This is a genomic window from Caballeronia sp. A2-2 (assembly GCF_057612605.2).
In genome coordinates this window covers 1041126-1053576 of record NZ_CM173618.1, presented here as the reverse complement: position 1 = coordinate 1053576, position 12451 = coordinate 1041126, and the positions used below count along the sequence as shown (strand labels likewise).

Sequence of the window (12451 nt, the reverse complement as noted above, 5' to 3'; positions counted from 1 at the left end):
TTTGCATCATGCATGCAATACGAGTTTTTGCACGCGCCAGTTCAACAGCTCCGCGACGAACAACGTATCCGGCGCGGGACATGCCATCTCGTGAATCCAGCCGAACTGCTTCAACTGTTTGCCTGACTGCCCCAGCACGCCGAGCAGCTTGCCGTCGAGCGAGAGCTTGTAGATGCGTCCCGGAAAGGCATCCGCGCTGTAGAGCACCTGATTCGGTCCCGGCGATATCGCGATGGCCCAAGGCGAACCGGGCGCGAACGTGCCTTGAGCAATCGTCGCTTCATCGGGCATGTTGCCGATGGCGGGACGCGCATCCGGCGGCACCGGTACATCGATCGTGATCTGCCGCTGGAAATTGCCTTCGCCGTCGAACACCTGAATGCGGCGATTGCTGCGATCGGCCACGTACACGAGATTGTTCGCATCCACGGCGATGCTGTGTGGCGTATGAAACTGCCCCGGCTTCGTGCCGCGCTCGCCCCAGGACTTGAGCCAGTTGCCATCGCGATCCACCTTGCCAACGCGCGAATTGATGTAACCATCGCTGATATAGGTGTTGCCCGAGGTATCCCACGCGACATCGGTCACTTGCCTGAAGCGTCCCGGTTCCGACGGCAGCGGCGGGTTGGGATGCTTGAGCGGTGCAGTCTCTTCGTCCGCGGCTTCCTGCTTGCGGCCGAACACCATCGCCACGCGTCCTTCCGGCGTGAACTTGATGACCATGTCCGAACCCTTGTCGGTGACCCAGATGTTATCTTGCGGATCGATCTTGACGGTATGCGCGAACGACCACGCATAGAGGTTATGACCGATCTCGCGAACGAAGCGCCCGTTGCGGTCGAATTCGAGCAACTGCGCCGCTGCCGCGCCATAAGCGGGTCCAATGCTGTTGCCGCGAGAAAGCACGAATACGTGTCCCGCCGAATTCACCGCGACGCCCGAGCATTCGCCGAAATACATGTTTTGCGGCAATTGCACGGGATCGCGCACGGAGTCGTAGGCAATCGCGGGCACGCTGTCGTCGGCGAATGCGAGATGAGGAAACAGCGCGAGTGCGGCCGTGCTCTGCGCGGCCATTGCAAGAAAACGGCGGCGGCTTGCATTGCCCATGCCGCCGCAGCAGGAACAGAACATCGTGTGTTCGAGGCTCATCGGTTACCCTCCTTTTGTTCGTCGTCTTAAGGGATGGGATACGCTCAGGCGATGGCCAGTTTAGTGCATTTAGGGTAAATGGCGTTTAGCATCGTCAAAGGGCTTTCGGCCTTGAAAGCAAGCGTATTCATCGAGGAGTCAAAGCAATGACCGAAGCATGGCAGTATCAAGTGAGAGTGAAACTCGCAGCGCCTTATGCGGAGATGGCGCGCAAGAATGAAGACAATGCCGTGCTCGCGGCGCTCAAGCATGTGCTCGAACGTCATCACGCCACCCTGAAATGTCAGTTCGATGCCTTTGCGGATTACGTCGCGCAAGCCGAACGCGATGGCACGGAGCACTACCCGCTTTATCGATGGACACGCGAAACCATCGAAAATCCCGTCAAGAAAGCGAAGTATCTCGAAGCCTTCACGCTCTATGTGAATGGCGACGAAGTCTATGACCGCGCCTTGGCCGATGCACTCGAAGCCGATCTGCAAGCGCTATCCAGCGAAGCGATCACCGAGATTCGCAAGCTCGATACCAATCCGGCCAATAGCCCGCAACCGCCTTCGTATGACAAATGAACGTGAGACGTGACATCGAATGAAATAAGTTCTCGCGAGACATTGCGCGAGCGGTTTTTTATAGTCCTCTTCGTCGCCACCCGCTTAAAGACCGAGAGGAAAACCATGAACAGCAAAACGACCGTTGCATCGCGCCGCGCACTGGCAGCGCTATCCGCCGCCGCCCTCATGCTCGCGAGCACTTCGGCCTTCGCGGGATGGGCGCGCGGCGGCACGGCCTATACCGGGCGCGGCGAATACAACAGCGCGCACGTGGGTTCGTGCGGCGGCGGTTCGTGCTCGCATGCCGGTGGCGTGATGAACCCGTGGGGCGGCGTCGCGACCAACTCCGGCACCGTCACGCGCACGGCACCCGGCCAGTTCTCGAATTCCGGCACCGCCTACGGACCCAACGGACGCGCAGTGCAGCATTCGGGCGATACGTCCTGCGCCAACGCGAGTTGCACGCATACCGGCAGCGCGACCGGACCCAACGGCAAGACCGCCACGGGCACCGACACGGTCTCGCGTACCGCGCCGGGGCAATACACGTCATCGGGCACGGTGACGGGGCCGAACGGCAATACGTCGACGCACACGGCATCCACGAGTTGCGCGGGTTATACGTGCAACCGCTCGGGCACGATCGACACGGCCAACGGCGGGACCGTCACGCATGCGGGCAGCGCCACGAGCGTGGCGCCGGGCGTGGCGGTGACTTCGGGCAGCGCCACCGTCGTGACGAGCGCAACGAGCGCGACGGTCGTGGTGCCGCCTCCGCCGCCCGCCACGGTCGTCGTGGCCGCACCCCCTCCGCCGCCCGTCGCGACCGTCTACGTCGCCCCTAAACCGGTCTACGTGGCCCCGCCGCCGCGTCCGGCAGTCTATGTCCCCGGCCACTGGATCGGCACGGTGTGGATCCCCGCACATTGGGTCTGAGCGGGCATCGGCAAAGCGGTACACTTCGCATCACCGCCGCTTTCGATACAGGCCCGCCATGACCCGTGTCTTTTTCGCAGCGCCCGCTCGCCGCAGCGGCCGTTGGGCCGGTCAGCCATGACGGGGCCGCGCATGAAGCGGCCGCATCTGCCGCAGGATCACGCGCGCAGTGTCCTCCACGATGTCACGTGGACCGTCGGCCCTTTCCTGCTTGCGTTGCTGATCGCCATCGCGCTGATCTTCTGGCTGGTCGATCCCGCGCCGCCGCGAACCATCACCATGAGCGCGGGTCAGCCCGACAGTTCGCTCTACTACTTCGCCAAGGAGTACGCGAAGATTCTCTCGCGCAACGGCGTGACGTTGAAGGTATTGCCTTCCGATGGCTCCGTGCAGAATCTCGATCGTCTGCTCGACGATAAACAGCATGTCGATCTCGCGCTCGTGCAAGGCGGCATCGCCACGCCCGAGCAGGCCGACAAGCTCGTCTCGCTCGGCAGCATTGCTTATGTGCCGCTCGTCGTGTTCTATCGAGGTCATGGGCTGACGTTGTTGTCGCAACTCGAAGGCAAGCGCATTGCGATAGGACGTGAAGGAAGCGGCACGCGCACGCTCTCGCTCAAGCTGCTGGAGGCGAACGGCATCGGACCGGGCGGCGACACCGTGCTGTTGCCGACCGATGGCTTGCAAGCGGCCACGCAACTCGTCAGCGACGAAGTGGACGCGGTCTTTCTGAGCGGCGATTCCGCCACGCGCGCCCTGATGTTGCGGCTATACCGCGTGCCGGGCATCTCCGCGATGGACTTCCGCGAGGCACAAGCCTACACGCGTATCTTCCCCTACCTCGACGAGATCGAACTACCGCCCGGCGTGCTCGATCTGGGACGCCGGGTTCCGCCCGAAGCCTTGCATCTGGTCGCGCCGATGGTCGAACTGGTCGCGCGTCCGAGCCTGCATCCCGCGCTATCGGACCTGCTGATAGAGGCCGCGCAGGAAATTCACGCGCAGGCCAACTTGCTGCAACATGCGGGACAGTTTCCGAATCCGATCGCGCATGAATACCCCATCAGCGAAGATGCGAGCCGCTATTACCGCTCGGGCAAGAGTTTTTTCTATCGCATGCTGCCCTTCTGGCTCGCCAATCTCGCGGACCGTGCGCTCATCCTGCTGCTTCCTGTGGCCGTACTGATCTTTCCTGCATTGAGGCTCGTGCCCGCGCTGTATCGCTGGCGCGTGCGCTCGCGCATCTATCGTTATTACGGCGCGCTGATCGCGGTCGAGCGCAGCGCCATGCAACTCAAGAGCGAAGACGAGCGGCGCGCGTTGATCGTCGAGCTGGATTACATCGAGGAATCGCTCGATACATTGCGAATACCGCTTGCCTATACGGATGCGCTTTACGTCCTGCGTGAACACGTGAGCTTTGTCCGCTCACGACTCGGCGAACACGCGCGCCGCGAGCATGACGCGGCCGTCTTTCAGCGATAACCCACTGCGCCCATGAAAAAACTTTTCGCGCTATTCCTGACGACACTGCTCTGCGCCTGCGCGAGTCTTCCACCGCAAAGCGGACGCACGCAGACTCACGCGCTCACCGACACGCGCGATACCCGTCTTGGCAAAACCTTTGCCGCAGGCGAAGCCACGCACCCCGGCGACAACGCATTTCATCTCTTGCCCGATGGTGTCGATGCACTCGTCGCGCGCGTGCTGCTCACCGAAACCGCCGAGCGCTCGCTCGATCTTCAGTACTACATCTGGCACGACGATCTGACCGGCAGTGAGATCGCCGCATCGGTATTGCGCGCGGCGGATCGTGGCGTGCGCGTGCGCCTGCTGATCGACGATCTTGGCACCAATGCGAACGATCAACTGCTGCTGGCTGTGGCGTCGCATCCGAACGTGCAAGTGCGGCTTTTCAATCCGGTGGCGAACCGCGCCTTTAAAAAGCTCGGCTCCGCAGCCGAGTTCTTTCGCGTGAACCGTCGCATGCACAACAAGGCGTTGATCGCGGACAATCAAGCCGCCATTCTCGGTGGACGCAATATCGGCGACGAATACTTCGGCGCATCGAGCACGGTAGCGTTCGGCGATTTGGATGTGCTCGTGCATGGTCCCGTCGTGCGAGATGTCTCGAGCGCATTCGATCTGTACTGGAATTCCGCTGCCGCCTATCCCATCGAAAATCTCATGGGCAAGCAAGCTGATCCCGACGCGTTGGCCGCATGGCGCGACAAGCTGAACAACTACCTTCTCTCCGAACAGCAATCGCCCTATGTGGCGCAAGCACGTCAGCGCGTGGCGGACGTGCTCGCCTCGCAGGACACCGCATTTTCATGGGGCAAAGCCACCTTGCTTTACGACGACCCCGCCAAGATCACGCGCGAGCCGGGCGACACGCAAGGCCATCTGATGTCGCAATTCAAGGCCCTGAATCTGGAGCCCGAACATGAAATGCTGATCGTCTCGCCCTACTTCGTGCCGGGCAAGGAAGGCGTCGAATGGATTCGTTCGATGACCGCGCGCGGCGTGCATGTGACCGTGCTCACCAACTCACTCGCCGCCACGGATGTCGCAGCCGTGCATGCGGGTTATCAGCGCTATCGGCGAGACCTGCTCGAAGCAGGCGCGAAGCTGTACGAACTAAAACCAGTCGCATCCGAGAATGGCGACAAGGAAGACAGAAAGTCCGCGTTCGGATCATCCAAGGCATCGTTGCATGCCAAGACGTATGTGTTCGACCGCAAGCGCATTTTCATCGGCTCGATGAATCTCGATCCGCGCTCGGTGGAACTCAATACGGAAATCGGCGTGTATTGCGAGAGCGAGCCAGCGGCCGTGCAGGTGGCCGATGGCATCGGGCGTAATATCGATCGCATCGCGTGGCGCGTCGAATTGCGTCCGATACACGACGGCGGCACGCGCATGGTGTGGGTCGACACCGACGCCAACGGTTATCAAACCGATCTCGACAGCGAACCGGATACATCGGCATGGATGCGCACAGGAATCTGGATGCTGGGCATCCTGCCGATCGAATCCCAACTATGAAACACGCGCTTATTTGAACCCGGCGACCGCGTGCGGCACATACGGCGCTTCGAGTTGCGCGATCTCTTCCGCCGTGAGATTCAATGTCAACGCGGCGGCGGCGTCCGTCACATGATTCGGTTTCGATGCACCGATGATCGGCGCAGTCACCGGCGACTTTTGCGCGACCCATGCGAGCGCGACCTGCGCACGCGGCACGCCACGCGCCTTCGCTACCGCGGCCACCGCTTCCACCACGGCGCGATCCGCTTCCTCGGTCGAATACAGCGTGCTGCCGAACGAATCGGATTCCTGACGTTCGCTCGTCGCGTTCCATTCGCGCGTGAGACGGCCGCGTGCAAGCGGGCTCCACGGCATGACGCCGATGCCCTGATCCTTGCACAAGGGGAGCATCTCGCGCTCTTCCTCGCGATACAAAAGATTCAAATGGTTCTGCATGGTCTTGAATTCGGTCCAGCCATTCGCACGCGACGTATAGAGCGATTTGCTGAACTGCCACGCATACATCGACGACGCGCCGATATAACGCGCCTTGCCCGCCTTCACGACATCGTGCAGGGCTTCGAGCGTTTCCTCGATAGGCGTGGTGTAGTCCCAGCGATGAATCTGATAGAGATCGACGTAATCCGTGCCGAGCCGGCGCAGGCTGTTATCGATCTCATTGAAAATGGCCTTGCGCGACAGACCCGCGCCATTCGCACCGGGCCGCATGCGATTGAATACTTTCGTCGCGATCACGATATCGTCGCGCTTGACGAAATCGCGCAAAGCACGGCCCACGATTTCTTCCGATGTGCCATCCGAATACGTATTGGCCGTATCGAAGAAATTGATGCCTGCATCCAAGGCCTGTTGAATGATCGGCCGGCTTTGTTCTTCTTCGAGCGTCCATGGATGCGTGCCGCGTTCCGGTACGCCGAAGGTCATGCAGCCAAGGCAAATGCGTGAAACTTCCAGTCCGGTCGAGCCGAGCTTGACGTATTCCATCTTGAGGTTCTCCTTACATGAAGACAACATGCGCCGTTTTCGTGGACGTACAAGCCCAGACATTAGCGCATGATCGACATGTGTGCTTTCCCCGTACCGGACCCATTCACACTTGCATAGAAGACTCACGCCGGTCGAACGGCAATTCAGGCCACGCCATGACGTAATCGATGAATTGCCGCACGCGCGCCGGTATGCGCTCACGCTCCGAATAAAACATGAATACGCCTAGCCGTCTCGTCGAACATTCGGGCAGCAAAGTGACAAGCGCGCCATCTTCGATATCTCGCGCGATCAGATAATCAGGCAATTGCCCGATGCCGATCCCCGCACGCACCGCGGCGACTTCCGTATCGACATCGTTGAAGGTCGCCACGGCCTTGACTTCCTTGAACACGAATTCGTTATCGATAAGCAATTCCCACGGCACCACGCGTCCCGTGTTCGGATGACGAAAGCCCGTGCAACGATGCACCGCGAGATCATCCGCGTGCTGCGGCATGCCATGCTGTTGCACGTATTGCGACGATGCACAGACGATCAGCGCCATCGCGCCGAGCGAACGTGATATGACATTGCGCTCGGGCGCGGTGCCTGCGCGAAAGCCTATATCCGTGCGATGCGCGACGATATCGGTGAAGTGATCGTCCAGTGTGAGATCGAATTGAATGTCCTCATGCGTTTCCCTAAAGGCGGCGATGACGGGCACCAACAATTTCGCACCCAACGAACGCGGCGCGGTAATACGAATAAGTCCGCCCGCCTGTTTCGCATAAACGGTCTTGTCCATCGCTTCGGCAAGCAAACGCAGACCGGCATCGGCGAGTTCGTAAAGACGCGCGCCCTCGTCGGTCAGACTGACGCGCCGTGTCGTGCGGTGCAAAAGGCGAATACCCAGATGGTCCTCCAGTTGCGCGATTGCGCGGCTCACCGCAGGCGTGGTCAGACCCGTGTCGTGCGCCGCCTGACTGAAGCTTTGCGTGCGCGCCACGTTCAAGAAGATGTTCAAAACTCTCGTCGTGTCCATGCAGTTCTCCGAACTGGCACGTCCATGCGAAACGCGCGCACGCACACGTCCGACGTGATCGGACGCGCACGCATGCCGCTGGCTTCAATTATCAGGAATGAGGGGAGTGCCTGCACGCAAATAAGGCGCTTGCTAACATGCGTGCGATCGGGCGAATGAATGGCCCGTGCTACTGACTCGATTATTCATGCAGCGTTGCGTTGCCGTCAAAGGGAAACGTATAAATTTATTTTGATCCTTATTCGACAGAGCAATTCGAATCGGGAGTGGGAATGCGATGTGCAATGAACGTTGATCGTCGATGTCCCTTCTTTATTCTTAGGAGATGCGCTTCATGAACGCCTCAACGAACAAACCTGTCTGGTTCATCACTGGTTGTTCAACCGGTTTCGGTCGCGAGCTTGCGGCTAAAACGCTTGGGCTGGGCTATCCCACGGTCATCACCGCGCGCAATCCCGATGCGATCAAAGACCTCGCGGAGCAATATCCCGATCTCGCTTTATCGCTCAAGCTGGACGTCACGCAACCGGAGCAAGTCAAAGCAGCGGTAAGCGATGCACTTGCAAAGTTCGGACGCATCGACGTGCTGGTGAACAATGCGGGCATCGGCTATTTCGGCTCATTCGAAGAGAGCGAGATGGACGAAGTGCGCAAGATGGTGGATATCAATTTCTGGGGACTCGTCGATATGACGCGTGCGGTGCTGCCATCCATGCGTCAGCAGAAAAGCGGCACCATCGTGAACGTTTCTTCGATTGGCGGGATCATCGCGTTCCCCGGCGTGAGCTTTTATCATGCGACGAAATTCGCGGTGGAGGCGGTGTCGGAATCGCTTTCGCATGAGCTTGAACCGCTCGGGCTTAAAGTGCTGCTCGTCGAGCCGGGACCGTTCCGCACGGATTGGGCCGGTCGTTCGGCGAACGAAGCGCCGCGCACCATCGCCGATTACGCAACGACCGCGCAGGCGCGCACCGATACGATCCGCACGTATAGCGGCAAGCAGCCGGGCGACCCGGTGCGCGCTGCGGAAGCCATCATTCAGGCTGTGGAAAGCGAGAATCCGCCCTTGCGTTTGTTGCTCGGCAAGGCCGCGCTGACCAATGCGCGCGTGAAGATCGACGCGCTGAAAAAAGACTTCGATGGCTGGGAAAAGGTTTCAGCGGGCGCGGATTTTCCCGAAGGCGAATGAATAATGAATGCATTGTGACGGCATGCTTAATGATGTCGTCACAATGCAAGCACATTCACCCCCACATCCACATGATGCGAACCGCCGCCGAGAATCATCCCGCGCAATAACGACACGTCGCTGTAATCGCGGCCAATCGCGAGCGTCACGTGATCGAGATCGGCGAGCACGTCGTTGGTGGGATCGAGGTCGATCCATCCGCTTTGCGGGCAATGCACCGAAACCCATGCATGCGAGGCATCCGCGCCGATCAGACGCGGTTGCCCCGGCGGCGGATCGTTGCGCAAATAGCCGCTCACATAACGCGCCGGAAGCCCGAGCGCGCGCAAACAGCCGATCATGATTTGCGAGAAGTCCTGACAAACGCCATGACCGAGATCGAAGGCGCGGGTGGCCGGCGTATCGACGGAAGTAGTTGACGGTCGATAGTCGAAATCCGCGTAAATGCGATGCATCAGATCAATGGCGCCCACCACCAGCGGCGTGCCCTTCGCAAAACTCTCCTGTCCGTATTCGCGCATGCCCTGATCCAGCGCGATGTTGGGCGACGCATAACAGAACTCGCTTTCCACGAGAAACGGCGCGCCCGCCTGATAGCGCAGCCGTTCCGCGACTTCATCCCATGCGGGCGTGGCTTCGGGATCGAGCGCCTTCCAGCGCGGCGTGAGACGCACGGTGGTTTCGCTCGTCATCGAGAGCCGTTCGTGCGGACTGTCGAGCGAGAAATACAGCACGTCGTTGCCGAACGCATCCACGCGGCTATGCAGGTACGAAGGCGCAGGCTCGATGCGTTCCGTATGCGCGATCACCTGCTGCCACGGGCAATGCATCGGCCGGATGGTCGCCAAGTGCTGCGCGATCTCCACCGGCGTCGAATAGCGATAGGTCGTGCGATGCGTGACGGCGAGCGTCGTCGAGTGTGCCTGACGGTCGTAGGCCGAGGTCATGAAGACACCTGCGCGGCGTAAGTATTGGCGTGGCTGAAATAGCGCGCGCTCACTTCGTTGGATGCCGCGCTGACCGACGCCACCAGCTTTTCGCACAGCGCGATGAGTTGCGTGTACGCGCCGTCTTCGTCGGTTTCGCAGAGCGTGTCGAGCTGCGGCAAGGAATCTGCATTTTGCATGATGTGTGCAAAATGCCCGCGACGCGCGCCGCCCGCCGATGCCGCGACTTCATCGAGCTTGGTTCGAAGCCGCGCATGCACGCCGTACAGTCCGCGCGGGTTCGTGCGGTCCACCACGAGCAGGTCGATCAACGCGGGCACTTCCAGCCGCCCCGGATAAAGCGAACGATAGGTCAGCGTGCTGTCGAAGAACTGGAGCAACAGGTCGAAGCCTGCGGGCATCGCAAGCGTGCCGTGTTCGGCCATCACGCGCAGGAAGGTGGACATCGTTGAGACGCGTTCGATGTGCCGGCCGATGAACAGCAGCCGCCACGCTTCGTCGCGCGTCATGCGGTCGCCCTGCGAACCACTGACCGCGCACAGTTGCGTGGCGAGATGTTCGAGCGCGCTCGTGAGCATGACGCGATCGTAATGGCGCGCACCGGGATTCGGGCCGTCGCGCTGACTGGCAGTGAGTTCGAGGCGCGCGAGGGCGTCGCGGAAATCGTTGCGTGAGGCGAGGATCGTGCGCCAGTGGTCGGTCGAAAGCCGGTCGCGTATCTCGCCGCTCGCGCGCACCTGGTCGGCCAGATTCCCGCCGATGCCCGAGCCCCGGTTGCTCTCCGACAAACCCGCAACGAGCGCGCGTTCGAGCGCCTGAGGCGAACTGCGCGCGAGCGAATCGATGGATGGAATCAGGCCGCTTTCCGCCGCCAGTTCCGCAAGCGTCGGGAACAGATCGCCCGCGTCGCTGCCTTCGAGCGTGCCGAGCATCAGACGGCACAACCGCACGTTGTTCTCCGAGCGTTCGCTGTATCGGCCCGCCCAAAAGAGGTTTTCCGCCGCGCGGCTCGATACGCTGCGATGCTTGCGCAACTCGCCGGGTTTCATCGGCACGGGACGCACGAGCACCGCGCCGCCGGGCTGGCTCGACATCACCCAGGTATCGACGCTGCTGCCGCCGAATTGCATCGAAACGGTCGAGCGACGGTCGGCGGCAAGTCGCGTGAAGCCGCCGGGCAAAACAGTCCATCCGCCATCGACGGTCGCGACCGCATAGGCGCGAAACACGCAAGGCCGCGAGCCGAGCGTGCCGTCCTGATAGCGCGGCGTGCTGGAAAACCGCAAGTTCTCTTGAACGGTAAAGACATCCGGCGCGCGTTCGATACGCTCGCGCCATTCGCCCAAATCCTGCACGCCCGCTTCGATGCCCGGTGCGCGATCCTGCTGCGCGCCCGGCCACGTCTGCGCGAGATACGCGGAGTCGAGTTCTTCGAAGGCTTCCTCGCGCGCCGAATCCTCACCGCACCACCAAGTGCGCACGGTTGGCAGATCGAGCCTTTCGCCAAGCAGCGCCTTCGAAATGCCGGGCAAAAACGCGTTCAACGCGGGCGATTCCGCGAAGCCCGAACCCGGCACATTGGATACCAGCACATTGCCCGCGCGCATCACCTGCAGGAGACCCGGCACGCCGATGCTCGAATCCGCGCGCAATTCGACCGGATCGCAGAAGGCATCGTCGAGCCGCTTGAGCACCGCATGCACGCGCGACAAACCTTCGAGCGTCTTGAGATACAGCTTGTCGTGACGCACGGTGAGGTCCTTGCCTTCCACCAGCGTCACGCCGAGATAGCGCGCCAGAAAAATGTGTTCAAAATACGTTTCGCTGTACGGCCCCGGACTGAGCAGCGCGATATGCGGCGCATCGTGCGAGAGGTCGCGGCGTTCGCCGGCATCGTCGCGCATGGTCGCGCGCGCGGCCTGCGCGATGGTCGCGATCAGCGCGGAATACGTCGATGCCAGCCGCGTCACGCGCATCTCGCGAAACGGATCGGCGAACAAGCTCGTGACGATGAGCCGGTTCTCCAGCGCATAGCCCAGCCCCGAAGGCGCTTCCGTGCGATGCGCGATCACCGTCCAGTCGCCCGATGGCGCACGCGCCAGATCGACCGCGACGATCTGTAGAAAGCGTCCGCACGGCGGCGTGAAGCCCTTCACCGAACGCAGATAACCGGGATGCCCGAACACCAGCGCACTCGGCAAAAGGCCGCGATGCAGCAGCGTTTGTGGCCCGTAAATATCGCTGACGATGGCTTCCATCAAACGCGCACGCTGCGCCACGCCGCGCTCGATGACCGCCCACTCCTCCTCATCGATTACAAGCGGCAGCAGGTCCAGCGACCACGCGCGCGGCTCGCCGTTGTCGGCATAAACGTTGTAGGTGATGTCGTTGTCGCGCACCTGCCGCGCGACGGCGGCCACGCCCTCATCGAGCCGCGCGATGCCCGCTTCGCCCAAGGTCTCGAAGAAATGACGCCACGGCTCGCGCAACTGGCCCGATGCATCGCGCAGTTCGTCCCAGTGTCCCTCGCGGGGCGGCAACGCGCGCAACAAGGCAAGCGCATCGATGCGCGGCGCGAGTGTGTCGAACGGCAATGTCGATTGAAACGCCAAAG

Annotated in this window: 10 protein-coding genes; 5 read left to right on the top strand and 5 right to left on the bottom strand. The window is 61.3% G+C overall.

The features are described 5' to 3' along the window. Window positions 1-6 precede the first annotated feature (6 nt). Window positions 7-1152 (bottom strand): peptidyl-alpha-hydroxyglycine alpha-amidating lyase family protein, encoded by a 1146-nt coding sequence (locus ACZCWR_RS28485; RefSeq protein WP_487305013.1) that lies wholly within the window; start codon window positions 1150-1152, stop codon window positions 7-9. A 146-nt stretch (window positions 1153-1298) separates the two neighbouring features. Between ACZCWR_RS28485 and ACZCWR_RS28480 the strand changes: the two genes are divergently transcribed. From ACZCWR_RS28480 to ACZCWR_RS28465, 4 genes are all read left to right on the top strand, one after another. Then, window positions 1299-1721 (top strand): hypothetical protein, encoded by a 423-nt coding sequence (locus tag ACZCWR_RS28480; protein WP_487305012.1) that lies wholly within the window; start codon window positions 1299-1301, stop codon window positions 1719-1721. Window positions 1722-1826: 105 nt separating this feature from the next. Continuing rightward, on the top strand, window positions 1827-2639 hold the full coding sequence (locus tag ACZCWR_RS28475) for a hypothetical protein (RefSeq protein ID WP_487305011.1): 813 nt from the start codon (window positions 1827-1829) through the stop codon (window positions 2637-2639). A gap of 132 nt (window positions 2640-2771) precedes the next feature. Beyond that, window positions 2772-4124 carry a TAXI family TRAP transporter solute-binding subunit gene (locus tag ACZCWR_RS28470; RefSeq protein WP_487305010.1) on the top strand — a complete coding sequence of 451 codons (1353 nt, stop codon included), beginning with the start codon at window positions 2772-2774 and terminating at the stop codon, window positions 4122-4124. A 12-nt stretch (window positions 4125-4136) separates the two neighbouring features. Beyond that, the gene (locus tag ACZCWR_RS28465) at window positions 4137-5687 is read left to right on the top strand and encodes a phospholipase D family protein (RefSeq protein ID WP_487305009.1); all 1551 of its coding nucleotides are present in this window, start codon (window positions 4137-4139) and stop codon (window positions 5685-5687) included. Window positions 5688-5696: 9 nt separating this feature from the next. On the opposite strand, the gene ACZCWR_RS28460 is transcribed toward ACZCWR_RS28465, so the two are convergent. Next, entirely contained in the window at window positions 5697-6674 is a 978-nt protein-coding gene (locus ACZCWR_RS28460; RefSeq protein ID WP_487305008.1) for an aldo/keto reductase, read from the bottom strand. A 106-nt stretch (window positions 6675-6780) separates the two neighbouring features. After that, the gene (locus tag ACZCWR_RS28455) at window positions 6781-7701 is read right to left on the bottom strand and encodes a LysR family transcriptional regulator (protein ID WP_487305007.1); all 921 of its coding nucleotides are present in this window, start codon (window positions 7699-7701) and stop codon (window positions 6781-6783) included. 334 nt (window positions 7702-8035) lie between these two features. Between ACZCWR_RS28455 and ACZCWR_RS28450 the strand changes: the two genes are divergently transcribed. Continuing rightward, window positions 8036-8890, top strand: coding sequence for an oxidoreductase (locus ACZCWR_RS28450; RefSeq protein ID WP_487305006.1), 855 nt, complete (start codon window positions 8036-8038; stop codon window positions 8888-8890). Window positions 8891-8928: 38 nt separating this feature from the next. Here ACZCWR_RS28450 and ACZCWR_RS28445 read toward each other — a convergent pair whose 3' ends face one another. Beyond that, complete coding sequence (locus ACZCWR_RS28445; RefSeq protein ID WP_487305005.1) at window positions 8929-9837, bottom strand: transglutaminase family protein; 909 nt, start codon at window positions 9835-9837, stop codon at window positions 8929-8931. Then, entirely contained in the window at window positions 9834-12449 is a 2616-nt protein-coding gene (locus tag ACZCWR_RS28440) for a circularly permuted type 2 ATP-grasp protein (protein ID WP_487305004.1), read from the bottom strand. Before ACZCWR_RS28440 ends, ACZCWR_RS28445 begins: the two co-directional genes overlap by 4 nt. Window positions 12450-12451: the final 2 nt, after the last annotated feature.